The organism is Streptomyces sp. NPDC088915 (assembly GCF_044749825.1).
In the GTDB taxonomy this organism is placed as follows: Bacteria; Actinomycetota; Actinomycetes; order Streptomycetales; family Streptomycetaceae; genus Streptomyces.
In genome coordinates, this window is the sequence record NZ_JBIVIR010000004.1 from 125,909 (window position 1) to 150,160 (window position 24,252).

Here is a 24,252-nt window from a genome sequence, read left to right on the forward strand (position 1 = left end):
CGGGCGGCCCGGTGTCGCGCCGGGAGGAGAGCGGGCCGGTCGGGCCGGGAGGTCAGCGGGTCGGTCGGACCGGGAGCGTGCGGACGCTGTTGCCGACGAAGCCGGCGTGTCGGGTCAGGCCGTCCTCCGGGACGGCCAGGTCCAGGTCGGGGAAGCGGGTGAAGAGGGCCTCCAGGGCGGTCGTGGCCTCCAGGCGGGCGAGCGGGGCGCCCAGGCAGTAGTGGGGGCCGTGGCCGAGGGAGAGGTGCTTCACCGTCGTGGCGCGGGTGACGTCGAAGCGGTCGGCGTCCAGGCCGTGGGCCCCGGTGTCGCGACCCGCCGCCGAGTACCCGGCGAGGACGGGGGTGCCCTTGGGGATCAGGGTGCCGTCGACGGTGAGGTCGCGGGTCGGGTAGCGGAACGGGAAGTAACTGACCGGACTGTCCCAGCGGAGGGTCTCCTCCACCACGTCCGCCCAGGTCGCGCGGCCCTCGGTGACCAGGGCGAGCTGGTCGCGGTGGGCGCAGAGCGCCCGGACCGCGTTGGTGATCAGATTCAGGGTGGTCTCGTGGCCCGCGATGATCATCAGGAGCAGCGTGCCGATGAGCTCGGGTCCGCTGAGCCGGTCGCCGTCCTCGCCGTGGGCGGCGATGAGGGCGCTGGTGAGGTCGTCGCCGGGGTCGGCGGCCTTGGCGGTGACGATGGAGGCCAGGAGACCGGCGAGTTCCTGGTTGGCGGCGACGGCCCGCGCGGGTTCGGTGTCGGTGGCGACGACCAGGCTGGAGAGGTGGTGCAGCCGGTCCTGGTGGGCAGGGTCGACGCCGAAGAGCTCGCAGATGACCCCGAGCGGCAGCGGCAGCGCGTAGTGCCGGCGCAGGTCGGCGACGCCGTCACCGGCCGCGGCGGCCCCGGCGAGCCCGTCGAGGAGCCCGGCGGTGACCGCTTCGACGCGCGGGCGGAGGGCCTCGACCCGGCGGGCGGTGAAGGCGCTGCTGACCAGGGCGCGCAGCCTGCGGTGGTCGGCGCCGTCCGCGGTGGTCATGCCGGGCACGGTGGCGAAGGTCCGCAGCGGCCAGCCGTCGGGGATGCGGCCTTCGGCGAGGGCGGTGAAGTGCCGGGCGCCCTTGGCGACGTCGGGGTGGGAGAGGAACTCGCGCAGCGCGTCGTGGCCCAGTACCGCCATGCCCTCGACCTCGCCGGGCAGGACCACCGGGACCACCGCGCCCCCGGCGAGCAGTCGCGCGTTGTCCGCGTGCGGGCAGCCGCCCGCCGGGTCCGGGCGGTACGGCGGCCGGTCGGAGGGGGTGGCGGGGTCCGGGGTGTTCACGGTGTTCACGGTGTTCACGGAGGGAACTCCTGACTGCGGGACGGCCGGTGCGGCGCGCGAGCGGTCAGATCCTACGGTCAACCCTGTTGTTCTCGTACGGAGTTGTCCGGCACGGCGGGACGCCCGGCAGGGCGGGGTGGTGGTGCTCCGGGGCGGAGGGGCCTCTCGTACGGAACGGTGGCGCTCCGGGGCGGAGGAGGCCTCCCGTACGAACGTGGCGCTCCGGGGTGGAGGGGTCATCCCGTACGAACGGTGGTGCGTCGAGCCGGGTGTGAGGAGGCGTCACCGACGGCTCCCGGGCGTGCGGCGGCGGTCCGGGACCACCCGGTCGGCTCACGACGCGCCGCCGTACGCCACGCCCGCTCCCCCGGTCGGCCCACTCCGATCTGCGGGTTCGTCACCCTCTCCCTACGGTGGCCGAATGATCGTCACGTCAGCTGTCCGTCACGCTGCCGCCGGTTCCGCGGCCCTGCTGTTCGTGCTGCCCGTTCCGGCGGCCGTCGCCTCCCCCGCCCCCACGGTCTCCTCCGTCTCCCCGGCCTCCGCCGTCGGGGAACCCACTCCGCCCGTACGCGGTCGAGTCGACCCGGCCCGGCTCGACCGGCAGGGCGTGCAGGTGCAGCCGCTGGCGGGCGCGCCCCGGCTGCCCTCGGCCTCCGCGCTGTCGTGGGTGGTCGCGGACGCGTCCACGGGCGAGGTGCTCGCCGCGCGGGACGCGCACCGGAAGCTGCCGCCCGCCAGCACGCTCAAGACGCTGTTCGCCCTCGCCGCGCTCCCCCACCACGACCCCTCCGAGCAGCACACCGTGGCCGATTCCGAGCTGACCGGCATCGGGGCGGGCAGCAGCCTGGTCGGGATCAAGGAGGGGTACACGTACAAGGTCTCGGACCTGTGGAACGGCGTCTTCCTCAGCTCCGGGAACGACGCGGTGCACGTGCTGGCCGCGATGAACGGCGGCTGGGACGCGATGGCCGGGAAGATGCAGGAGAAGGCCCGCTCCCTGGGGGCGAACGACACCCACGTGGTCTCCCCGGACGGCTACGACGCCCCGGGGCAGGTGTCCTCCGCGTACGACCTGGCGGTCTTCGGCCGGGCCGGGCTCCAGGACCCCGCGTTCACGCGCTACTGCTCGACGCGTTACGCGGACTTCCCGGCGGGTTCGTGGTCGTACGGCATCGCCAACACCAACCGGCTCCTGACCGGGGCGAACGGGGTGGACCGCTACCCCGGGCTCATCGGCATCAAGAACGGCTACACGAGCAACGCGGGCAACACGCTGGTCTCCGCGGCCAAGCGGGGCGACCGGACCCTCGTCGTCTCGGTGATGAACCCGCAGGAGGGCGGCGGGTACGCCGTGTACGAGGAGGCCCGGTCGCTGCTCGATTGGGGCTTCGACGCGGCGGACCGCGTCCGGCCGGTGGGCTCGCTGCTGCCGGAGCGCGCGAAGGCCGGGGCGGACGCGCGTGCCGTGGCGGCGACCCGTGGCGGACGGGACGGGGCCGGGGCGGAGACGGCGCCCCGGGCGGGGGCCGAGCCCGGCGAGGACGCCCGGACGAAGGACGCCCCGGCGTCGGGCTCCCCCGCGAAGGTCGCCCCGACGTCGGGCGCGCCGGGGAAGGACGCCCGGGCCGGGGAAGCCCCCGCCAGGGCCGCCCTCGGGAAGGACGCGTCCACGGCGGCGGCCTCGGGCGCGTCGGCCGGCCTTCCGCTGGGCCTGATCGGCGCGGCCTGCGCGGCGGCCCTGGCGCTGTGGGCGTGGCGGCGCCGGGCGGGCGCCGGGGCCGACCACTCCCCTCAGGACTGAGGACCGCGGGGCGGGGCCCCGGGCCCTCGCCCCGCCCCGCCGCCGGTCGGGCTCCGCCTCCGGTCAGGCCCCGACGTACTCCGCGAGGTGTTCCCCGGTGAGGGTGGAGCGGGCGGCGACCAGCGCGGCGGGCGTGCCCTCGAAGACGATCCGGCCGCCGTCGTGACCGGCGCCGGGGCCGAGGTCGATGATCCAGTCGGCGTGCGCCATGACCGCCTGGTGGTGCTCGACGACGACGACGGACTTGCCGGAGTCGACGAGCCGGTCGAGCAGGCCGAGGAGCTGCTCGACGTCGGCGAGGTGGAGACCGGTGGTCGGCTCGTCGAGGACGTAGATCCCGCCCTTCTCGCCCATGTGGGTGGCCAGCTTGAGCCGCTGTCGCTCGCCGCCGGAGAGCGTGGTGAGCGGCTGGCCGAGGGTCAGGTAGCCGAGGCCCACGTCGGCGAGCCGGGCCAGGATCCGCCGCGCGGCCGGGGTGTGGGCCTCTCCGGAGCCGAAGAACTCCTCGGCCTCGGTCACGGACATGGCGAGGACCTCGCTGATGTCCCGGCCGCCGAGGAGGTGTTCGAGCACCGAGGCCTGGAACCGCTTGCCCTCGCAGTCCTCGCAGGTGGAGGAGGTGCCGGCCATCATCCCGAGGTCGGTGTAGAGGACGCCCGCGCCGTTGCAGGTGGGGCAGGCGCCCTCGGAATTGGCGCTGAAGAGGGCGGGCTTGACGCCGTTGGCCTTGGCGAAGGCCTTGCGGATCGGGTCGAGCAGCCCGGTGTACGTGGCGGGGTTGCTGCGCCGGGAGCCGCGGATCGGGCTCTGGTCGACGGAGATCACGTCCGCGCCCGGGGGGAGCGAGCCGTGCACGAGGGAGCTCTTGCCGGAGCCCGCGACGCCGGTGACGACGGTGAGGACTCCGAGGGGGACGTCGACGTCGACGTCACGGAGGTTGTGCGCGGACGCGCCGCGGATCTCCAGGACTCCGGTGGGCTCGCGCACCGCGTCCTTGAGGGAGGCGCGGTCGTCGAGGTGGCGGCCGGTGACGGTGCCGGAGGCCCGCAGGCCCTCGACGGTCCCCTCGAAGCAGATCGTGCCGCCGGCCGTGCCGGCGCCGGGGCCGAGGTCCACGACGTGGTCGGCGATGGCGATCGCCTCCGGCTTGTGCTCGACGACGAGGACCGTGTTCCCCTTGTCGCGCAGTTGGAGCAGGAGGTCGTTCATCCGCCGGATGTCGTGGGGGTGCAGGCCGACGGTGGGCTCGTCGAAGACGTAGGTGACGTCGGTGAGCGAGGAGCCGAGGTGGCGGATCATCTTGACGCGCTGCGCCTCGCCGCCCGAGAGGGTGCCCGCCGGGCGGTCGAGGGAGAGGTAGCCGAGGCCGATCTCCACGAACGAGTCGAGGGTGAGCTGGAGCGCGGTCAGCAGCGGGGCCACCGAAGGCTCGTCGAGGCCGCGGACCCAGGCGGCCAGGTCGCTGATCTGCATCGCGCAGGCGTCGGCGATGCTGGTCCTCCCGATCTTCGAGGCGCGGGCGCCCTCGGCGAGCCGGGTGCCGTCGCACTCGGGGCAGGTGGTGAAGGTGACGGCGCGCTCCACGAAGGCGCGGATGTGGGGCTGCATGCCCTCCTTGTCCTTGGCCAGGAAGGACTTCTGGATGCGGGGGATCAGACCCTCGTAGGTCATGTTGATGCCCGCGATCTTCATCCGGGTCGGCTCGTGGTGGAGGAAGGCGTCCAGTTCCTTCTTCGTGTACGAGCGGATGGGCTTGGCCGGGTCGACGAGTCCGGACTCGGTGTAGAGGCGGTAGTTCCAGCCGCCGGTGGTGTAGCCGGGGACGGTGAGCGCGCCCTCGTCCAGGGACTTGGAGTCGTCGTAGAGCTGCGTGAGGTCGATGTCGGAGACCGTGCCCCGGCCCTCGCAGCGCGTGCACATGCCGCCGGTGCGCTCGAAGGTCGCCTTCACGGCCTTCTTGGCGCCCTTCTCGACGGTGATCGCGCCGCTCGCCCGCACGGAGGGGACGTTGAAGGAGTACGCGCTCGGCGGGCCGATGTGGGGCTTGCCGAGCCGGCTGAAGAGGATGCGCAGCATCGCGTTGGCGTCGGTGGCGGTGCCGACCGTGGAGCGCGGGTCGGCGCCGAGGCGCTGCTGGTCGACGATGATCGCGGTGGTGAGGCCTTCGAGGACGTCGACCTCGGGCCGGGCCAGGGTCGGCATGAAGCCCTGGACGAAGGAGCTGTAGGTCTCGTTGATCAGCCGCTGCGACTCGGCGGCGACCGTGTCGAAGACGAGCGAGCTCTTGCCCGAGCCCGAGACGCCGGTGAAGACCGTGAGGCGGCGCTTCGGGATCTCGATGCTGACGTCCTTGAGGTTGTTCTCGCGCGCGCCGTGCACACGGATCAGGTCGTGGCGGTCGGCGGCGTGCGGCACGGACGTCCGCTCGTCCGACCCGGGGGCCTTGCTCATCGTGTCTCCTGCTGTCGCGCGGGGCCGAAAGGAGGGTCCATCGCGTCCGGTTCTCGAATCCGGTCCCCGGAGGGCCGCGATGCCCATGACCGTCACGCTAATGGCGGCACGACGACGACGCTTCTCGATTCCTGATCTCTTCCGGTCTCTTCCGGTCTCTACCGGTCTCTTCCGGGGAGCACGACGGGAGGCGCGGGAAGGACCGGGAAGGTGCCGGGTCCGGAGGGTCAGGCTCCCGGCAGGCCCTCCAGGGTCGGCCGGGCCGGGGCCCGGTTCCCGGTCACGTACCGTTCGGCGGCGCGGACCGCCGCGCGGGCGCTGCGCTCCCCCATCAGGACGCAGAGGGTGTACGCCGTGTCCTCGAAGCGCCGTCGGGCCGACAGGTCGCACGGCCGGGCGAGCACGGTCCGCTCCTGGGCGCGGTAGTGCCGGAGCAACCGGTCGACCGTGTTCCTGTCGGGCAGCAGCATGGCGTCCTCCTGTTCCTGCGTCGCTCCATACTGGCGGCCGTCGGCCACACCCGCGACCCGCGCGGACACGGTGGGTGACGGCAGGGGAGGACGCGGGATCGCCGGGGTCCGGGGGACGTGCTCCCCGGACCCCGCTCCCGGACCGTCAGCGCGGGGCGGCCGCCCAGTCGACGATGCGGATCCCCGCCCCCGCCGCCTCCCGGCCCCGGCAGTGGGCGCGGTGGCGGCGCAGGACGGCGTCGATGTCGAGGTGGCGGGCGAACTCGGGTCGTCCCGCCAGGCGTTGGGCGTACGCCCAGAGGGCCGGGTGGTCGGCGACCCGGTCCATGGCGGCGGCGTCCAGGTGCCAGCGGTGGACGGTGTCGAGCTGGACGAGGGTGATCCAGACGTGGACGTCGGCGAGGGTCGGTCCGTCGCCGAGGACGTACGGCCGGTGGGCGAGGCGGTCCTCCAGGGAGTCGAGCGCGGCGAAGAGGACGCCGAGGGGCTCGTGGTGGGCGGCCCCGTCGTCGAGTCCGAGTTCGCCGGCCCGCTGGGCGGCCCGGTTGACGCTCCGCTCGCACAGGTCGGCCACGGCGTCGATCTCGGCGCGGTGCTCCTCCGGCAGCAGGTCGGGGCCGTCGCCGCGGAAGCGCAGGGCGAGGTCCCGGAGGATGTCGGGGACGTGGGTGGTGACGATGCGGCCGGCCCAGCCGTCGCTGAGGACGGGCGCGGAGGCGGGGCCGTCGTAGAGGTGGGCGCTGGCCTCGTAGAGCGGGCGGAGCACGGCGTACCCGCCGTCGGGGGTGTCGGGGGTGTCGGGCAGGACCGTGAGCGGGAGGGTGTCGTCGAGCCCGAGCAGGCCGTGGGTGAGGGCGATGCCCAGACAGTCGGGATCGGACGGTGCGACGTGGAGGCGGTAGCGGTGCGGTACGGCGTAGTGGCCGCTGCGCACGTCGCGGCCGATGCGGCCGCGGAAGGCGGGCACGGCGGAGGCGGGCAGCAGCGAGGACGGGACGACGGACATGCTTCTCCCTTGAGGGTGCTCGGTGCCGGACCGGGGCGGCGCACGGCGGCGCCGGTCGCGGCGGCTCGGCGACGGCGCGGGCCGAACGGGGCCCCGGGGCGGCGGAGATGCGTACAGGAGGAGACGGGCGGACCGCGACGAAGAGGCCTGACGGGCGGAAGTGGCGCGGGGCCGCCCGGGAGGCGGCGGCGACTACGCGGCGCTGCAGACCCGCAGCAGGTCGATGTGGCGGCGGGACGTCAGGGGGAGGGAGCGCGGGAGGAGCGCGGCGGATGCGGTGTCCCTCCGGCCGGTGCGTCCCATGGTTTCCTACCTGTTCGCTCGGTTTCCCGTCCATGAGTGTCCGGCCGGTCACGGACGGCGTCAAGGGTGCGGTACGCCTCGTCTCACAGCGCGGTACGACGCGTCCCACGACGAGCGGTACGGCGAATGGCACGGCCCGCCCCACGGGCGGGTGGATCCGTCACGACCGTACGGAATAATGCGCGCATGCGCATTTCAGCCAGGGCCGACTACGCGGTGCGTGCCGCCCTCCAGCTCGCCGCCGCCCGGGACGCGGGCCCGCTGAAGGCCGAGGCCATCGCGGAGGACCAGGGCATCTCGCACAAGTTCCTGGAGGGCATCCTCGGGGACATGCGCAAGGGCGGCCTGGTGCAGAGCCAGCGCGGCGGCAACGGCGGGTACTGGCTGGCCAGACCCGCCGAGACCATCTCGGTCGCGGAGGTCATCCGCTGCGTGGACGGCCCCCTGGTCTCGGTGCGCGGGGAGCGGCCGCCGGAGCTGTCGTACACGGGCCCCGCCGAGTCGCTCCTGACGCTGTGGATCGCGCTCCGGGCGGGGGTCCGCGAGGTGCTCGGCGTCTCGCTCGCGGAGGTGGCGGCGGCGCAGCTGCCGGCCGGGATCGTCGCGCTCGCCGACGACCCGGAGGCCTGGACCAACCCCTGACCGACCCCCGCCCCGCCACTCGACCGGCCGGATCAACCCCGCACGACCTGCGCCGACTTGCTCCCGTCTCATCGCCCAAGACGCCCTTGTCCAGCCTGTGGACGCCCCTTGGGGGGAGGTGGTCACCTCTGCCACTATCCCTACTATTCCAGTGGGGATACTAGGGATCATGTGAGGTGACGTGAGCACGCCGAGGAAATCGCCGAAGAGACCTGCTGTACGCACCGCCTCCGCCCCTGCCGGCCGGGGCGTCGACCGGCCCGCCGACGACGAGATCTGGCCCCGCGTCACCCGGGAGCTCGCCGACGACCTGGCCGTGGACGCCCTGGCCAGGGACCGGGCGGGCAAGGCGCCCTTCGACGAGGTCGCCCGGCTCCAGGAGGCGGGCCTGCCCGCCCTCCTCACGGCACCGGGTCCGTCCCGGCGGGGCGCCGACTGGCGGGCCGCGTGCGCGGTCGTACGGGAGATCTCCGCCGCCGACAGCTCCGTGGGCGAACTCCTCGCCCACCACTACGCGCTCTCCTGGAGCAGCCGTTTCTTCGGCACCGCCCACGAGGCGCACGCCACCCGCACCGCCTCCGCGACGGAGCACCGGGACTCCACACCGGAGGACCGGGACCCCGCGACCGAGCACCGGGACCCCGCGACCGAGACGGACGGCGCACACCGGCCGGGAGCCGCCCGTCGGCGCCCGCTCGCCCTCGACGTGTGTACGGCGGAGGAGCGCTGGCTGCTCGCCGGAGGCGTCGAGCCGCCGCGCGCCGCGGCCGACCCCGGCCTCACGCTCACCCCCGCCGAGGGCAGCGGCGGCTGGATCCTCGACGGGCGCCGCGCCTTCGCCTCCGGCGTCACGGTGGCCGACCGGCTCGTCGTCGGCGCGCGCCCCGGCGGCACGGGCGACCTCCTGGTCGTCCTGGTGGACCCGGCCCACCCGGGGGTGTTCACCGACGCGGGCACGGACCGGGTCGGGCAGCGCCTGGCCGGCGCGGGCACCGTCACCTTCGACCACGTCCCCGTACCGCCCGAGCACGTCCTCGGCGTCCTGCCGCACGACGAGCACGCCGTGGCCCCGTTCACCACCCTCGCCCCGCTCGCCCTGCGGCTGCTCCTCACCCAGGTCGGCCTCGGCATCGCCGAGGGGGCGCTGGCCGAGGCCCGGGACATCAGCCGGGCCGACCAGGCCGGGCCCGCCCCGGCCGGTGGCGCGGGCGGCCCGGCGGCCGGGGACGGCGCCGTCCCGGTCGGCTCGGGGGACGACCCGTACCTCCTCCTGGCCTACGGGGAGCTGGCGACCGCCGCGCACGCCGCCGCGGCGGTGGTGGAGCGGGCGACGGACGCCCTCGCCCGCGGCCTGCACGCCGAGTGGTCGCTGACCCTGGAGGAGCGCGCCGACCTCTCCGTCCTCGTCGCGGCGGCCGAGACCGTCACCGGCCGGGCGGCCGTCCACATCACCACCCGCATCCTCGAACTGGTGGACGGCACGGCGGGCGCCGACTCCCGGAGCGGCGGGCCGGGGTTCGACCGCTTCTGGCGCAACGCCCGCGCGCTCACCGCCCCGACGCGGACGGACCACCGGCTCCGGGACATCGGGGACCACTACCTCAACGGCACCCACGCCCGGCTCACCCTGCTGGCCTGAGCCGCCTTCCTCACCGTGCCTCCGTGACGGAGGAGAACAGCGTGTCGGGACGTACGGCCCTGCCGTCGGGCGGCCGTTGGGCCCAAGCTGGAGGGGAGGGGGTCCGCCGGCCGGCGGACCCGCACCGCACCGCACCGCACCGACGGAGGCAGCCTGATGAGTCGTGAGATCGTCGCAGGAGTGGACGGTTCCCCGGAGAGTCTCGCCGCGGCGGACTGGGCCGCCCGCGAGGCCCTCCACCGGGGCCTCCCGCTACGGCTCGCGCACGCCTGGCGCTGGGAACCCCTGGACCTCCCCCTGGCCCAGGACCCCGAGGCCCAGGGGCGGGCCGCGTGGGCGGTCCTGCGCGAGGCCGAGGAGGAGATCGCGCGCCGGCACCCGGACCTGGAGCTCTCGGCCGAGGTGCTGCCCGACACCCCGGTCGCCGCGCTGCTCGACACCGGGGAGCGGGCCGAGATGCTCGTCATCGGCTCGCGCGGCCACGGCCCCGTGGCCGGGTTCCTGCTCGGCTCGTACGGACAGCAGATCATCGCCGGCGCCACCCGTCCCGTGGTGGCCGTGCGGTCCCGCGACGGCGAGCGGGCCGAACCGTCCGAGCCGGCCGAGCCGTCCGCCGGACACGTGCTCGTCGGCCAGCTCGGCAGCCCGGAGGACAGCGCCGCCGCGCTCGGCTTCGCCTTCGGGACCGCCGCCGCGCGCGGGGCGTCCGTGCGGGCCGTGCGCGCGTGGAGCCTGCCGGCCCTCTACGCGTACAGCCCGGCCTCGATGCGGCTCGCCGACGAGGCCGGCGGGCTCGTCCCGTACGAGGAGAAGGCGCTGCGCGAGGCGCTGGCCCCCTGGCGGGAGAAGTACCCGGACTTCCGGGTCGAGGAGCACGTCGAACTGGGCAGCGCGGGCCAGGTGCTGCTCTCGCAGTCGGGGGCCGCCCGGCTCCTGGTGGTCGGACGGCGGGCCAAGCGGGGGGCCGTCGGTCCGCGCATCGGCTCCGTGGCGCACGCGGCACTCCATCTGGCCCCCTGCCCGGTGGCGGTCGTTCCGCAGGGCTGAAAGGCTTCGACGTGAGCTGACGCGCCGGGTTGACGAGGGGTGTCGGGACGGCCGGGACCGGAAAGTGTTGTCTCCGTCGCCCCGGCGGCTCTCCCCTGCGCCGGCCGTCCGGCGACCCCGGCGAGAGAGCGGAGCACCATGCGGTACCACGTACGTCCCCGACCCTCCGACCGGCGCGCACGGCCCGCGCGGACGGGCGGCCGGCATCGAGGGGGAGGCGGGGTCCGGCGCCGCCCGGGGTTCCGCACGGTCGTCACCGTCGCGGGGACGGCGGCCGTCGCGCTCACGGTGGCGGCGGGCACGTACCTGGCCTCGACGGCCGGCGGCCCGGCGGCCGCCGTCTCCCCCGCACCCGTGACCGCGCCCGTGCCCGTGCCCGTACGGGTGGAGGCGGAGCCCGAGCAGGCGCGGGCGCAACTGTCGGAGCGGCTGCCCGTCCTGGTCCCCGGGGGCGGGACGGCCGCCGCCCGCAAGAGCGAACGGTACGTCAGGGAGGTCGTCGCCCTGACCAACGCCGAACGCACACGGGCCGGTTGCCGGCCGCTCAGGACCGACAAGAAGCTGCGGACGGCGGCCCAGGGACACGCCGCCGACATGGCCGCCCGCGGCTACTACGAGCACCTGAGCCCCGAGGGGCGGGACGCGGGCGACCGGATGAAGGGCGCCGGTTACGCGTGGTCGACCTGGGCGGAGAACATCCACCGCGGGCCGAAGACCCCGGCCCGTGCCGTGGCCGACTGGATGGGGAGCTCCGGCCACCGGGCGAACATCCTCAACTGCTCCCTCAAGGACATCGGCGTCGGAGTGGCCGTGACGTCCAACGGGCCCTGGTGGGTGCAGAACTTCGGCGTCAAGCGCTGATTCCCGCGGTCATCCCCGCCCGGGGGCGGGCGCGGCCAGCTTCTGCACCCAGAGCGTCCCCCGGGGACCGGGCACCGACGCCACGCCGGTGTCCCGGTAGCGGCAGTCGAGCATGTTCTCCTCGTGCATCGAGCCGTCCCGCCAGTCCTCGACGACGGCCTCCGGGCCGGTCGCGCCCCTGGCCAGGTTCTCGGCCCAGGCGCTCCAGTCGTAGCCCGCGGCGGTGATCCGCGCGCCCGCGAACTCGCCCTCCGGGCTGCTGTGTCCGTAGTAGCCCCGTGCGACCATGTCGCGGGCGTAGGCGCCGGCCGCCGCGACGAGCCGGGGGTCGGTGCGCAGCGGGGCGCAACCCGCCCGCGCCCGGAGCCGGTTGACGAGGGCGGTCACCCGCTCCCCGGAGGTGGGCGGCGGCGGGGGCGGGGTGGTGCGGCGGGGCGTTGGGGTGGTGGTCGTCGGCGCGGGGGTCGCGGTGGTGGCCACCGGGGTCGGAGACGTGGTAGCCGGAGTGGGTGTCGTCGGGGCGGGGGTCGTCGGGGGCGCCGCGACGGGCCGCTCGGGCCGCGGGCGCGCCTCCGGGGCGGAGGGTACGAGGAGGGCGACGGCCCCGAGCACGGCGACGGCGGCGACTCCGGCGACGGCCGCCCCGCGCCCCGGGGTCCACCGGCCGGCGGCCCCGTCACCGGCCTGTACGGCGGGACCGTCCCCGGCCCCGGCGGGCTCGCCGACCGAGGCGTCCCCGGTCGCGCCGGGCCCCGTCCCGTACCCGTGTCCGGCGAGCTCCAGGTCCGGTCCGTCCGCCGTGACGGCGGCGATCCCGAGCGGGGGCACGAGTCCGATGCCGACAAGGAGGCCCTCGACGGGGGCGAGGCCGCGGCGGCCCGTCACCCGGGCCGTGCAGGCGTCGCAGCCGCGCAGGTGGCGGGCGATCCGCTTGCGCCAGAGCGGGGAGGGGCGCTCGTCCCAGGGGCCGAGGATCTCCGTCAGCTCCGGGCACGGCGGCAGGGCGTCGAGGGCGCGGACCACCGCACGGCCGGTCTCCAGCCGCTCCTTCATCCGCTGGACCCGTACGGCGGCGTGCTGCGGGGGGACGCCGAGGCCCTCGGCGAGTTCGGCGCGGGTCAGCTCGCCGGCGGCCTCCAGCCACCACAGGGCGAGGAGTTCGCGGTCGTCCTCGTCGAGCCAGCGGGTGGCGCGGGCCACGTCGCGGCGCTGCCCGGAGAGGCCGAGGCGGAGGACGGTGAGTTCGGTGAAGTCGCCGGCCGGGTCGGCGAGGTCGACGGCCCGGTCGAGGCCGGGCACGGGGTCCTGCCGGCGTTCGCGCCAGCGGCGGCGTATCCCGTTCATCGCGATGGCGACGAGCCAGGACCGGAACCTGGCGGGGTCGCGGAGGCCTCCCAGGCCGCCGAGGACGCGGACCATCGTCTCCTGGACGATGTCGTCCGTGTCGGCGTGGCCGTCGAGGGCGCGGCCCACGATGTTGTGGACGAGCGGCAGGCAGGCGCGGACCAGCTCGTCCCTGGCGTGGGCGTCACCGGCCCTGGCCGCCTCCACCAGGGCGGTGGTGCGGCGCTCGTCGCTGTGCATGGATCTGCTCCCTCGTCCCGGGTCCGTGTCCCCCGTCTTCCGGAGACCCGTGGGCGCGGGAGGGATAACACTTCTCGCGGTACCGGATGCGTGTCGTATTCAGGTGTCGGAGTGTTCGGGTGTCGGGGTGTTCGAGTGTTCGGGTGTGCGTGGTGCCGGGGCGTCCGGCCCTACACCAGGGGTCCGGGCAGTCTCGGGACCGTGGCCCCGTTCCCCTCCCGGACGGCCTCCACGACGGCGTCGTGGAGCTCGCGGCTCTCCTCCTCCGTTGCGCAGGGGACGGGACTGCCCGACATGGTGAACCAGTCGGACGCGCCGCTGTACTGCACGGCCACACGTGCTTCGCGCTCGGTCCAGGTGGTGTGCACGGTCAGATCGCCCGTGACGGTCCCGGCCTCGTCGGTCAGCACCCCACCTCGCCCGGTGTAGACACCGGTGGTCGTCCAAGATGCCCAACTCATCCATCCAGGTTCACACCCGGATGCCACATGCGCCACCGACGGGACCGCCCCGGCCGGAGGAGTTTCCGGCCGGGGCGGTACGGGGCCGCGCGCCGGATCAGGCGAGGGACGCGAGGGCCTCGTTGAGCGTGGCGGACGGGCGCATCACGGCCGCGGCCTTGGCCGGGTCGGGCTGGTAGTAGCCGCCGATCTCGGCCGGGGAGCCCTGGACGGCGATCAGCTCGTCGACGATCTTCCGCTCGTTGGCCGCGAGGTTCTCGGCGAACGGGGCGAAGGCCTTGGCGAGGTCCGCGTCCTCGGTCTGGGCGGCCAGCTCCTGGGCCCAGTACAGGGCCAGGTAGAAGTGGCTGCCGCGGTTGTCGATGCCACCGAGACGGCGGGTCGGCGACTTGTCCTCGTTGAGGAAGGTGCCGGTGGCGCGGTCGAGGGTATCGGCGAGGACCTGGGCGCGGGTGTTGCCCGTGGTGGTCGCGAGGTGCTCGAAGGAGGCGGCCAGGGCGAAGAACTCGCCGAGGCTGTCCCAGCGGAGGTAGTTCTCCTTGACGAGCTGCTGGACGTGCTTCGGGGCGGAGCCGCCGGCGCCGGTCTCGAAGAGGCCGCCGCCCGCCATCAGCGGGACGACCGACAGCATCTTGGCGCTGGTGCCCAGCTCCAGGATGGGGAAGAGGTCGGTCAGGTAGTCGCGCAGGACGTTGCCGGTGACCGAGATGGTGTTCTCGCCGCGGCGGATGCGCTCCAGGGAGAACTTGGTGGCCTCGACCGGGGACAGGACGCGGATGTCCAGGCCCTCGGTGTCGTGCTGCGGCAGGTACTGCTCGACCTTGGCGATGAGCTGCGCGTCGTGGGCGCGCTCGGCGTCCAGCCAGAAGACGGCCGGGTCGCCCGTGGCGCGGGCGCGGGTGACGGCGAGCTTGACCCAGTCCTGGATGGGCAGGTCCTTGGTCTGGCAGGCGCGGAAGATGTCGCCCTCGGCGACCTCCTGCTCCAGGACGACGTCGCCCGCGGAGTTCACCAGGCGGACGGTGCCGGCCTGGGCGATCTCGAAGGTCTTGTCGTGGGAGCCGTACTCCTCGGCCTTCTGCGCCATGAGGCCGACGTTGGGTACGGAGCCCATGGTCGACGGGTCGAAGGCGCCGTGGGCGCGGCAGTCCTCGATGACGGCCTGGTAGACGCCGGAGTAGCTGTGGTCCGGCAGGACGGCGAGGGTGTCGGCCTCCTGGCCGTCCGGGCCCCACATGTGGCCGGAGGTGCGGATCATGGCCGGCATCGAGGCGTCGACGATGACGTCGGACGGCACGTGCAGGTTGGTGATGCCCTTGTCGGAGTCGACCATCGCGAGGGCGGGGCCCTCGGCGAGCTCGGCCTCGAAGGAGGCCTTGATCTCCTCGCCCAGGTGCGGGACGCCGTCCAGGCCGTTGAGGATCGAGCCGAGGCCGTCGTTCGGGGAGAGGCCGGCGGCGACGAGGACCTCGCCGTACTTGGCGAAGGTGGCCGGGAAGAAGGCGCGCACGACGTGGCCGAAGACGATGGGGTCGGAGACCTTCATCATGGTGGCCTTGAGGTGCACGGAGAAGAGCACGCCCTCGGCCTTGGCGCGGGCGACCTGCTCGCTCAGGAAGGTGCGCAGGGCGGCGGCGCGCATGACGGCGGCGTCGACGACCTCGCCGGCGACGACCTTCAGCGGCTCGCGGAGCTCGCCGACGGTGCCGTCGGCGGCGGTGAACTCGAAGCGGAGGGTGTCGTCCTCGGCGATGACGACGGACTTCTCCGTGGAGGCGAAGTCGTTCTCGCCCATGGTGGCGACGTTGGTCCTGGACTCGGGGGTCCAGGCGCCCATGCGGTGCGGGTGGGCCTTGGCGTAGTTCTTCACCGAGGCGGGGGCGCGGCGGTCGGAGTTGCCCTCGCGCAGGACCGGGTTGACGGCCGAGCCCTTGATCTTGTCGTAGCGGGCGCGGATCTCGCGCTCCTCGTCGGTCTTCGGGTCGTCCGGGTAGGCCGGGAGGGCGTAGCCCTGGGCCTGGAGCTCGGCGACGGCCGCCTTGAGCTGCGGGATGGACGCCGAGACGTTCGGCAGCTTGATGATGTTGGCCTGGGGCGTCTTGGCCAGCTCGCCCAGTTCGGAGAGGGCGTCGGCGATGCGCTGGCCCTCCTCCAGGTACTCGGGGAAGACGGCGATGATGCGGCCCGCGAGGGAGATGTCCCGCGTCTCGACCGTGACTCCGGCCTGCGAGGCGTACGCCTGGACCACGGGCAGGAACGAGTAGGTCGCCAGGGCAGGCGCCTCGTCGGTGTGGGTGTAGATGATGGTCGAGTCAGTCACCAGGGTGCTCCGCTCCACGTCTGCGTATGCGAGATTGCTCGACATCAAGATATCTCGTGATCGCGGTCCTCGGTAAAGGGCCCCACGAGCTCCTCGTCCTCGGGGACCCCGGCGGCCTCGACGAAGGGGCCGGCGAGCCGGTACGGGGGCGGGGGGCCGCTCACGTCGACGTGGCGGAGCAGGGCGAGCAGGACGATTCCGGCGGTGGCGGTCACCCCGGCGGCGAGGGCCTGTCCGCAGCGGTGGGCGAGCCGGAGCTCGGCCGGGTCGTAGGGGGCGGTGGCGGGCAGGGCGAGGGCGTCGCCGAGCAGCCAGATCCCGGCGCCGAGGCCGCCGGCCGCGACCAGGGCGAGCGGGAGGAAGACCAGGAGGGACGCCGGGGCGGGCAGGCGCCGGGGGGCCGGGCGGACCTCGCCCCTGCGGGCGCGGAGGGCGAGCAGGCCGCAGAGGACGGCGAGGACGAGGAGGGCGGCGGCGATGACGTCGCCGGGCCGGTGCCGACCGTCGGCGAGGGTGTACGCGCCGACCGCGGCGGCCCACAGGGTGGCGGCGCCGACGGCGGGGGTGCGCAGCCGCTGGGGGACGACGAGGGCCAGGCCGAGGGCGACGCCCAGGGCGAGGGCGGTCTGGGCGCTGGGGAAGCCGCTGGGCAGGAGGGCCCCGGTGTCGGCGGCGCGGGGGCGCGGGGCGTACAGCCGGAGCAGTCCGGTGAGGGCGAGGGCGGTGACGACTCCGCCGGCGGCGAGGCCGGTGAGGGCGTACCGCCCGCGTATCAGGCCGACGGCGAGGAGGAGGACGCAGCCGAGGACCAGGGAGAGCGTGGTGAGCCAGGCGAGGGAGGGGTGGTCGCGGAGCAGGCCGGCGGCGGCGGTGTCGGCGCGCCGGCCGGTCGTGGCGGCGTCTCCCCAGCGGCGGCCGGTCGCGGTGAGGACGAGTCCCGCGTAGACGACCGTGAGCAGGAGGACGGCCCCGAGGCAGCCGCGCCGGGCCCGGACGCGGACGCGGGCGGTGAACGAGCCGGCGGTCTCGCCCGCGATGGCGGCGTACCACCAGGTGTCACCGGCCCTCAGCGGCCTCGGGGAGCCGCCGGTGCGGGGCCTGTCGTTGGAAGCCATGCCCCGATTCGACCCCACGCCCGGCCGTGCCGCCCGCTGGGCTCACCCGAACGACACGCCGGCGGCGCGCCCCGTCCGGGCTTCCCCCGGCGGAGGCGCTCAGGAGGAGGCGCGGACCACCAGTTCGGTGGGGAGCATCCGGCGGGGCTGGTCGTCGGGGTCGCCGGGCGAGGCGATCTCCTGGAGGAGCAGCCGGGCCATGGTGCGGCCCATCTCCTCGATGGGCTGGCGCACGCTGGTGAGCGGCGGGTCCATGTGCCGGGCGACGGCCGAGTCGTCGACGCCGACGAGGGCGACGTCCTCGGGGACCCGGCGGCCCGCCTCGCGCAGGACGGCCCGCGCGCCCGCCGCCATCACGTCGGAGGCGGCGAAGACGGCGTCCAGGCCGGGCCGGCGGTCCAGGAGCTCCCGCATGGCCCGGCGGCCGCCCTCCTCGGTGAAGTCGCCGTGCGCGACGAGCCCCTCGTCGGCCGCGAGTCCCGCCCCGGCGAGGCCCTCGCGGTAGCCGTCGAGGCGGCAGCGGGCGACGTACATGTCGAGCGGTCCGGTGACGGTGGCGACGGCGCGCCGGCCGCGTGCGGCGAGGTGGGCGACGGCGGCCCGGCCGGCGCCGGTGTTGTCGGAGTCGACGAAGGCGACGCTCTCGTCCCGCGAGCGGCGGCCGTTGAGGACGGCGGGCAGGCCGAGGGCGCGGACCTGGTCGGGCAGCGGGTCGTCGTCGTGCACGGAGACGAGGAGGACGCCGTCGACGCGCTGCGCGGCGAGGTACTGCTCGAAGCGCTGGCGCTCCTGCTCGCTGCGGATCAGGGTGAGGAGCAACTGCTTGTCGGCGTCGGCGAGTTCGGCGCTGACGCCGCGGATGATGTCGAGGAAGTACGGCTCGGCGAAGAGCCGCGCCTCGGTCTCGGGGACGACCAGGGCGACGGCGTCGGTGCGGCTTCCGGCGAGGGCGCGGGCGGCCCGGTTGGGGACGTAGCCGAGTTCGGCGACGGCCCGTTCGACGGCGGTCCTGGTCCGTTCGCTCACCTTCGGGGAGCCGTTGATGACCCGGGAGACCGTGCCGCGGCCGACTCCGGCCCGCGCGGCGACCTCCTCCAGGGTGGGCCTGCCGGTCTGCCGCCCGCTCGCCGCCATGTGCCGCTCCTCCCCCTCGGGACGCCGCCCCGCCCGCGTTGCCCGCGAACCTACCAGGCGGGGCGGGGCTCCCCCGGGGCGCGGCGAGAAGACCCCGGGCCCCGCCTCCCGCGCCCCCGCCGGAGGCACCGGAACGGTCCCGGAACGCTCTTGGGCGCCACCTTCCGTACCCCCTCCGCGGCCCTCCGTATTGCCGCAGGTCAAACCGCCCTTATGTGCATAAGACACTCTTTCGGCGTACCGTCGTGGAGTTCCCCTTCCTCACCGACGCCCCGGGAGAGCGCGTGCCCCGCTCCACGACCGATCATGACCCGACGCCCCGCGAGGGGCGCCGTCCGCGTCTTCGGACGGCCGCGATCGCGACCGGTGTGGTCGCGGTGGCCGCCGGCGGCCTGTACGGTGCGGGCCTGCTCGCCACGGGGGACGACATATCCGCCGGTACGCGGGTCGCCGGGATAGACATCGGCGGCATGAGCCGCTCCCAGGCAGAGGCGAGACTCGCAGCCGAGGCCCCGGCCGCGTGGAAGGCGCCGATCCCGGTCCGGGTCGGCGACCTCGCGTCGACCGTGGACCCGGCCTCCGCCGGCCTGACCGTGGACGTGGCGAAGACCGCCGAGCGGGCGGCCGACCCCTCCCGCGACCCCGTCACCGTCGTCCGGCGCCTCTTCTCCTCCGGCGAGCGCGAGATCCGGCCGGTCTTCGCGTACGACGAGGCCAGGGCGAAGACCACCGTGTCCGACCTGGCGAAGCGGAACGACCGGGCGGTCCGCGAGGGCTCCGTCGCCTTCCGCGACGGCAAGGCCGTCGCCACCCAGCCGGTCACGGGCCGGAAGCTGGACACCGCCCGGGCCGTCGAGTCCCTGCGCGCGGCCTATCCGGCCGCCACGGGCGCGGCGCCGGTCGCCCTCCCCGTCGCCCTGACCCGGCCGAAGCTGCCCGCCGCCGAGGTGAACCGCTTCCTCGACGCGTACGCCGAGCCCGCCCTCTCCGGTCCCGTGACGCTCACGGCCGGGGGACAGCGCCTGCGGATCTCCCCGGCCACGCTGAGCGACCACCTCACCGTGAAGAACGACGACGGGCACCTCAGCGGGAACCTCGACGCGGAGGCGCTGCTGCGCGACCCGGACGTGGCGCGGCCGCTCGCCTCCCTGACGAACGCGCCGACGCAGTCGACCCTCGGCGTGCGCGGCGGCAAGGTCGTCGTGGAGTCGGAGGGCCGGCCCGGTCACGAGGTGACCGCGAAGGCCCTCGGCGACGCCGTCCGCCCGCTGCTCACGAAGACCGGCGACGCGGCCCGTACGGCCGCGGTGGCCACCAAGGTCACGCGGCCCGACCTGACCTCCGACTCGCTGGCCCGCCTCGGCATCACCGAGCAGATGTCGTCCTTCACCGTGAACTTCCCCTCGGCCCCCTACCGGACGACGAACATCGGCCGGGCGGCCGAGCTGATCAACGGCTCGCTCGTGCAGCCCGGCGCGGTGTGGAGCTTCAACAGGACGGTGGGCGAGCGCACCCCGGACAACGGCTTCGTCGACGGCACGATGATCCTCGACGGCCAGTACCGGTCCGCGCCCGGCGGCGGCGTGTCCGCCATGGCCACCACCGTCTACAACGCCATGTTCTTCGCCGGGGTGAAGCCCGTCGAGCACGGCGCCCACTCCTTCTACATCGAGCGCTACCCGGCCGGCCGCGAGGCGACCGTCGCCTGGGGCAGCCTGGACCTGAGGTTCCGCAACGACACGGGCAAGCCGATCTACATCAAGGCGAGCGCGACGGACTCCTCGGTCACCGTGAGCTTCCTCGGGACGAAGAAGTACGACTCGGTGGAGGCGGTCGCCGGACCGCGCACCAACCTCACGCAGCCCACGAAGCGCGAGGGCACCGGAAAGGCCTGCGTGCCGCAGCCGCCCCTGGAGGGCTTCGACATCTCGGTGGACCGGGTGTTCAAGAACGACGGCGTCGAGGTCAAGCGGGAGACCTACAAGACCCACTACACCCCGCGCGACGAGGTGACCTGCACGGCGGACCCCGAGGAGAAGCCCCAGGACGCCGGGGGCGCGGCGGACGTCCCCGAAGGGCGCTGACGGACCCCGGGGAGACGTGCCGGGGCGTGCCACGGGTGGTGGCGCACCCCGGCGGGTGACGACGTCCGCCGGAAGGGTGTCTTCCCCTTCGGTGCGGGCATGACTTCGGAGCGCGGTCCTTCGGGGTGCCGGACGGGCCGCCCCGATCCCGTCGGAGGCCCGCCTTGGCACAGCGCACCGACCCCTGTGAGCGGCTGCTCGGCGACGCCGTGCGCGCGGGCGCCGTCCCCGGCGCCGCATGGGCCGCGGGCGACGCCCGCGCCACCCTGTCGGCCGGGGCCGTCGGCGTCCTCGACCCGGCGGACCCCGCCGGGCCGACGCGCCCCGACACGCTCTTCGACGCGGCGAGCCTCACCAAGGTCCTCGCCGTCTGGGCCGTGACCGGCACCCTCGTCGACGCCGGCAAGCTCGACCCGTCCGCCCCGCTCGGCTCGTACTGGCCGGAGGCGGCCGGGCGGCCGCTCGCCGGGGTCACGGCCCACCACCTCCTCACCCACACGGCGGGCCTGCCGCTGCGCGCCAACCTGCGGCACCTGTACGGCTCCGATCCGCAGGACGTCCGGGACGGGGTCCTGTCCGAGCCGCTGCGACACCGGCCCGGCGAGGCCGTCGCGTACACCGACCGGGCGGCCCTGATCCTCGGCTACCTCACCGAGCACCTCACCCGGCAGCCCCTCCCCCGGCTCGCCGGGGAGCGGGTCTGGGCGCCCCTCGGCATGACGGAGACCCGGTACGGGCCGCTGCCCGCCGCCCTCCGCGAGCGGTGCGCGCCGACGGAGTACGACGAGGAGAGCGGCGTCCGGCTCAGGGGCACCGTCCACGACTTCTCGACCCGGCTCCTCGGCGGGGCCTGCGGCATCGCGGGCGTCTTCACCACCGCCGCCGACACCGGCCGCTTCCTGCGCCACCTCCTCGACCCGGCACCCGGCACCTTCTCCGCCGAGTGGACCGCCGCCTCGCTGCGCGTGCGCACCGGCCGCCTCGATCCGCCGCGCGGGTTCTTCTGGCACCCGGCGCCGGGCACGGGCCCGGCGGACGACGTCTGGGCGCACTTCGGCTTCACCGGCACGGGCCTCTGGGTCTCGCCCGCGCGGGGGCGCTGGGCCGTCCTGCTGACCAACCGGCTCTACCTCACCCGCGATCCCGGGCCGCTGGCCCGGGTCAGGGACGCCTTCCGGGCGCTGGTCTTCCCCTGACCGGACGTCCTTCCGTTCCCGCTCACCCGGTGAAACCCGAAGGCCGCTCCCCGGCCGGGCTCGCGGGGACGTGACGGGTCCCCGGAAGTGGTGCGCGGGGGGCTCCACAAGGGGCCCTCGTCACACCCCGGACCCCTTGATCGATCGAATGGGCCCGGGGGTACCATATGAGCGCCGCCTAGCTCGAAAGATAAACTTGTGACTGTCAATGACGACTCGTTCACCAGCTGGAAGAACCGCGAGGAGATCGCGGAGTCGATGATCCCGATCATCGGGAAGCTGCACCGGGAGCAGGACGTCACCGTCCTCCTCCACAGCCGCTCCCTGGTGAACAAGTCGGTGGTCAGCATCCTCAAGACCCACCGCTTCGCCCGGCAGATAGCCGGCGAGGAGCTGTCGGTCACCGAGACGCTCCCCTTCCTCCAGACGCTCACCACCCTCGACCTGGGCCCGTCCCAGATCGACATCGGCATGCTGGCCGCCGACTACAAGACCGACGACCGCGGTCTGTCGGTGGCGGAGTTCACCGCCGAGGCCGTCGCCGGCGCCACCGGTGAGAACAAGATCGAGCGCCGCGACGGACGCGACGTCGTCCTCTACGGCTTCGGCCGCATCGGACGCCTCGTCGCCCGCCTCCTCATCGAGAAGGCCGGCTCCGGCAACGGTCTGCGGCTGCGCGCGATCGTCGTCCGCGGCGGGGGCGAGCAGGATCTCGTGAAGCGCGCCTCGCTGCTGCGCCGCGACTCCATCCACGGCCAGTTCCAGGGCACGATCACGGTCGACGAGGAGAGCAGCTCCATCGTCGCCAACGGCAACACGATCAAGGTGATCTACGCCAACGACCCCTCCGAGGTCGACTACACGGCGTACGGCATCGAGAACGCCATCCTGATCGACAACACCGGCAAGTGGCGCGACCGCGAGGGCCTCTCCACGCACCTGCGCCCCGGCATCGACAAGGTCGTCCTGACCGCACCCGGCAAGGGCGACGTGCCGAACATCGTGCACGGCGTCAACCACGACACGGTCAAGCCGGACGAGCGGATCCTGTCCTGCGCCTCCTGCACCACCAACGCGATCGTCCCGCCGCTGAAGGCGATGGACGACGAGTACGGCGTGCTGCGCGGCCACGTGGAGACCGTCCACTCGTTCACCAACGACCAGAACCTCCTGGACAACTACCACAAGGCGGACCGCCGCGGCCGTTCCGCGCCGCTCAACATGGTGATCACCGAGACCGGTGCCGCCTCGGCCGTCGCCAAGGCGCTGCCGGAGCTGAAGGCCCCGATCACCGGCAGCTCGATCCGCGTCCCCGTGCCGGACGTCTCGATCGCGATCCTGAGCCTGCGCCTGGGCCGCGAGACCACCCGCGACGAGGTCCTGGAGTACCTCCGCGACGTCTCGCTGCACTCGCCGCTGAAGCGCCAGATCGACTTCACCACGGCCCCCGACGCCGTCTCGATGGACTTCGTGGGCTCGCGCCACGCGTCGATCGTCGACGCCGGCGCGACCAAGGTCGACGGCGACAACGCGATCCTGTACCTGTGGTACGACAACGAGTTCGGCTACTCGTGCCAGGTCATCCGGGTCGTCCAGCACGTCTCCGGCGTGGAGTACCCGACCTTCCCGTCGCCGGCGGTCTGATCCGCGCGGCGCCCGACGGCCGCGCCGCACCCTCCCGGGGTGCGGCGCGTTCCCGTTCCCGTACGTGGACACGGACGGCGAACCGAACAGGCGTCCCCCGCGTCCCTCCCGCCATGGAGACGTTCGTCCACGGGACACGCCAGCTGCTGCGCTTCGCGGTCCTCGAGGCGCGCTGCTGCGCCTTCGCCGTCGCGCTCGTCGGCGGGATCGCCGCCTCGACGCTGCTGCCGGAGCTGCCGGTCGCCCGCTACGACCTGCTCCTCCTGTACGGGGCCGGGCTCACGCTCCTCGCGTGGCGGGTCGGCTGGGACACCGGCCGGGACGTCGCCGTGATCGCCGGCTGCCACGCCATCGGCCTGCTCTTCGAGCTGGTCAAGGTGCGGATGGGCTCGTGGAGCTACCCGGAGGAGGCCCTGACGAAGTTCGGCGGCGTGCCCCTGTACGGCGGGTTCCTGTACGCGGCCGTGGGCAGCTACGTGTGCCGGGCCTGGCGCCTGTTCGACCTGCGGCTCACGGGCTACCGGCCCCGGGTGACGGCGGTCCTCGCCGGGGCCGTGTACGTGAACTTCTTCAGCCACCACTGGCTGCCCGACGCGCGCTGGGCGCTGGCCGCGCTGCTGCTCGTCGCGACGGCGGGGACGTGGGTGCGGTTCCGGGTCGGACCCCGGGACCACCGGATGCCGCTGGCCCTGTCGTTCGTCCTGATCGGCTTCTTCCTGTGGGTCGCCGAGAACGCGGCCACGTACGTCGGGGCCTGGAGCTACCCGCACCAACTGCACGGCTGGCAGCCCGTGCCCCTCTCCAAGTTCGGCGCGTGGGCGCTGCTCATCAGCGTCACCTTCGTCCTGGTGGCCCGGAGCGGGGGCCGGGAGGACGGCGACCGGGGCGACGGGCGGGGTGACGGGCAGGGCGGTGGCCGGAACGGGTGCCGGGGCGGTGGCCGGAAATTTGTTCTCGGCGGCTCCGGGTGAGAAATTTGTGGATTTCGCGCACGGGCGCCGCCGACGTGCTACAGTCGATGTCAGTTGCAGTTGTGGTTCCCAAATACTTACAAGTGCCTTCGACGATTCGACATCGTCAGGCACTTGATTTGTTTTCGGTGCAGTTTCCGGACGGGGCAATCATCACGGCGACTCCGGGTTCCGCACAGTGCGGTTCCCAGGGCTACGCCCCGAAGGAGACAAG

Annotated in this window: 18 protein-coding genes; 9 read left to right on the plus strand and 9 right to left on the minus strand. The window is 74.3% G+C overall.

The features are described 5' to 3' along the window. Positions 1 to 52: 52 nt before the first annotated feature. Entirely contained in the window at positions 53 to 1,315 is a 1,263-nt protein-coding gene (locus tag ACIP5O_RS09200; protein WP_401290967.1) for a cytochrome P450, read from the minus strand. A 412-nt stretch (positions 1,316 to 1,727) separates the two neighbouring features. On the opposite strand from ACIP5O_RS09200, the gene ACIP5O_RS09205 reads away from it, so the two are divergent. Then, on the plus strand, positions 1,728 to 3,110 hold the full coding sequence (locus ACIP5O_RS09205) for a D-alanyl-D-alanine carboxypeptidase family protein (RefSeq protein WP_401290471.1): 1,383 nt from the start codon (positions 1,728 to 1,730) through the stop codon (positions 3,108 to 3,110). A gap of 63 nt (positions 3,111 to 3,173) precedes the next feature. On the opposite strand, the gene ACIP5O_RS09210 is transcribed toward ACIP5O_RS09205, so the two are convergent. The 3 genes from ACIP5O_RS09210 to ACIP5O_RS09220 form a co-directional block, all read right to left on the minus strand. Further along, the gene (locus ACIP5O_RS09210; RefSeq protein WP_401290474.1) at positions 3,174 to 5,561 is read right to left on the minus strand and encodes an ATP-binding cassette domain-containing protein; all 2,388 of its coding nucleotides are present in this window, start codon (positions 5,559 to 5,561) and stop codon (positions 3,174 to 3,176) included. A gap of 227 nt (positions 5,562 to 5,788) precedes the next feature. After that, the gene (locus tag ACIP5O_RS09215; RefSeq protein ID WP_125659285.1) at positions 5,789 to 6,031 is read right to left on the minus strand and encodes a DUF5133 domain-containing protein; all 243 of its coding nucleotides are present in this window, start codon (positions 6,029 to 6,031) and stop codon (positions 5,789 to 5,791) included. A gap of 145 nt (positions 6,032 to 6,176) precedes the next feature. Continuing rightward, entirely contained in the window at positions 6,177 to 7,037 is an 861-nt protein-coding gene (locus tag ACIP5O_RS09220) for a glutathione S-transferase C-terminal domain-containing protein (RefSeq protein WP_401290478.1), read from the minus strand. Between the two features lie 489 nt (positions 7,038 to 7,526). On the opposite strand from ACIP5O_RS09220, the gene ACIP5O_RS09225 reads away from it, so the two are divergent. The 4 genes from ACIP5O_RS09225 to ACIP5O_RS09240 all read left to right on the plus strand — a co-directional run bounded on the left by ACIP5O_RS09225 (position 7,527) and on the right by ACIP5O_RS09240 (position 11,529). Continuing rightward, positions 7,527 to 7,982, plus strand: coding sequence for an RrF2 family transcriptional regulator (locus tag ACIP5O_RS09225; RefSeq protein WP_401290480.1), 456 nt, complete (start codon positions 7,527 to 7,529; stop codon positions 7,980 to 7,982). A 181-nt stretch (positions 7,983 to 8,163) separates the two neighbouring features. After that, positions 8,164 to 9,621, plus strand: coding sequence for an acyl-CoA dehydrogenase (locus ACIP5O_RS09230; protein WP_401290483.1), 1,458 nt, complete (start codon positions 8,164 to 8,166; stop codon positions 9,619 to 9,621). Positions 9,622 to 9,777: 156 nt separating this feature from the next. Then, positions 9,778 to 10,668: a universal stress protein gene (locus tag ACIP5O_RS09235; RefSeq protein ID WP_401290485.1), complete on the plus strand. Its 891-nt coding sequence runs from the start codon at positions 9,778 to 9,780 to the stop codon at positions 10,666 to 10,668. Between the two features lie 138 nt (positions 10,669 to 10,806). Continuing rightward, positions 10,807 to 11,529, plus strand: coding sequence for a CAP domain-containing protein (locus ACIP5O_RS09240; protein ID WP_401290489.1), 723 nt, complete (start codon positions 10,807 to 10,809; stop codon positions 11,527 to 11,529). Between the two features lie 9 nt (positions 11,530 to 11,538). Here ACIP5O_RS09240 and ACIP5O_RS09245 read toward each other — a convergent pair whose 3' ends face one another. The 5 genes from ACIP5O_RS09245 to ACIP5O_RS09265 all read right to left on the minus strand — a co-directional run bounded on the left by ACIP5O_RS09245 (position 11,539) and on the right by ACIP5O_RS09265 (position 18,143). Further along, positions 11,539 to 13,113, minus strand: coding sequence for a sigma-70 family RNA polymerase sigma factor (locus ACIP5O_RS09245; protein ID WP_401290492.1), 1,575 nt, complete (start codon positions 13,111 to 13,113; stop codon positions 11,539 to 11,541). 170 nt (positions 13,114 to 13,283) lie between these two features. Then, positions 13,284 to 13,574 carry a hypothetical protein gene (locus tag ACIP5O_RS09250; RefSeq protein ID WP_356541991.1) on the minus strand — a complete coding sequence of 97 codons (291 nt, stop codon included), beginning with the start codon at positions 13,572 to 13,574 and terminating at the stop codon, positions 13,284 to 13,286. A 97-nt stretch (positions 13,575 to 13,671) separates the two neighbouring features. After that, positions 13,672 to 15,894, minus strand: a complete 2,223-nt coding sequence (locus tag ACIP5O_RS09255) for an NADP-dependent isocitrate dehydrogenase (RefSeq protein WP_401290495.1) — start codon at positions 15,892 to 15,894, stop codon at positions 13,672 to 13,674. Positions 15,895 to 15,938: 44 nt separating this feature from the next. Further along, positions 15,939 to 17,009, minus strand: coding sequence for a phosphatase PAP2 family protein (locus ACIP5O_RS09260; protein WP_401290498.1), 1,071 nt, complete (start codon positions 17,007 to 17,009; stop codon positions 15,939 to 15,941). A gap of 99 nt (positions 17,010 to 17,108) precedes the next feature. After that, a complete protein-coding gene (locus ACIP5O_RS09265; RefSeq protein ID WP_401290501.1) occupies positions 17,109 to 18,143 on the minus strand; it encodes a LacI family DNA-binding transcriptional regulator in 1,035 nt (344 codons plus the stop codon). Positions 18,144 to 18,427: 284 nt separating this feature from the next. Between ACIP5O_RS09265 and ACIP5O_RS09270 the strand changes: the two genes are divergently transcribed. The 4 genes from ACIP5O_RS09270 (at position 18,428) to ACIP5O_RS09285 (ending at position 24,038) form a co-directional block, all read left to right on the plus strand. Beyond that, on the plus strand, positions 18,428 to 20,227 hold the full coding sequence (locus ACIP5O_RS09270; protein ID WP_401290503.1) for a VanW family protein: 1,800 nt from the start codon (positions 18,428 to 18,430) through the stop codon (positions 20,225 to 20,227). Positions 20,228 to 20,391: 164 nt separating this feature from the next. Then, positions 20,392 to 21,423, plus strand: a complete 1,032-nt coding sequence (locus ACIP5O_RS09275) for a serine hydrolase domain-containing protein (RefSeq protein ID WP_401290505.1) — start codon at positions 20,392 to 20,394, stop codon at positions 21,421 to 21,423. Positions 21,424 to 21,621: 198 nt separating this feature from the next. Beyond that, positions 21,622 to 23,067: a glyceraldehyde-3-phosphate dehydrogenase gene (locus ACIP5O_RS09280; protein WP_356542002.1), complete on the plus strand. Its 1,446-nt coding sequence runs from the start codon at positions 21,622 to 21,624 to the stop codon at positions 23,065 to 23,067. A 113-nt stretch (positions 23,068 to 23,180) separates the two neighbouring features. Further along, the gene (locus ACIP5O_RS09285) at positions 23,181 to 24,038 is read left to right on the plus strand and encodes a DUF817 domain-containing protein (protein WP_401290509.1); all 858 of its coding nucleotides are present in this window, start codon (positions 23,181 to 23,183) and stop codon (positions 24,036 to 24,038) included. The last annotated feature ends 214 nt before the right edge of the window (positions 24,039 to 24,252 follow it).

Coding starts and splice junctions, on each gene's coding strand:
- ACIP5O_RS09205 (WP_401290471.1), top strand. CDS start 1,728: ATGATCGTCACGTCAGCTGTCCGTCACGCTGCCGCCGGTTCCGCGGCC.
- ACIP5O_RS09225 (WP_401290480.1), top strand. CDS start 7,527: ATGCGCATTTCAGCCAGGGCCGACTACGCGGTGCGTGCCGCCCTCCAG.
- ACIP5O_RS09260 (WP_401290498.1), bottom strand. CDS start 17,009: ATGGCTTCCAACGACAGGCCCCGCACCGGCGGCTCCCCGAGGCCGCTG.
- ACIP5O_RS09210 (WP_401290474.1), bottom strand. CDS start 5,561: ATGAGCAAGGCCCCCGGGTCGGACGAGCGGACGTCCGTGCCGCACGCC.
- ACIP5O_RS09215 (WP_125659285.1), bottom strand. CDS start 6,031: ATGCTGCTGCCCGACAGGAACACGGTCGACCGGTTGCTCCGGCACTAC.
- ACIP5O_RS09250 (WP_356541991.1), bottom strand. CDS start 13,574: ATGAGTTGGGCATCTTGGACGACCACCGGTGTCTACACCGGGCGAGGT.
- ACIP5O_RS09235 (WP_401290485.1), top strand. CDS start 9,778: ATGAGTCGTGAGATCGTCGCAGGAGTGGACGGTTCCCCGGAGAGTCTC.
- ACIP5O_RS09245 (WP_401290492.1), bottom strand. CDS start 13,113: ATGCACAGCGACGAGCGCCGCACCACCGCCCTGGTGGAGGCGGCCAGG.
- ACIP5O_RS09240 (WP_401290489.1), top strand. CDS start 10,807: ATGCGGTACCACGTACGTCCCCGACCCTCCGACCGGCGCGCACGGCCC.
- ACIP5O_RS09285 (WP_401290509.1), top strand. CDS start 23,181: ATGGAGACGTTCGTCCACGGGACACGCCAGCTGCTGCGCTTCGCGGTC.
- ACIP5O_RS09265 (WP_401290501.1), bottom strand. CDS start 18,143: ATGGCGGCGAGCGGGCGGCAGACCGGCAGGCCCACCCTGGAGGAGGTC.
- ACIP5O_RS09220 (WP_401290478.1), bottom strand. CDS start 7,037: ATGTCCGTCGTCCCGTCCTCGCTGCTGCCCGCCTCCGCCGTGCCCGCC.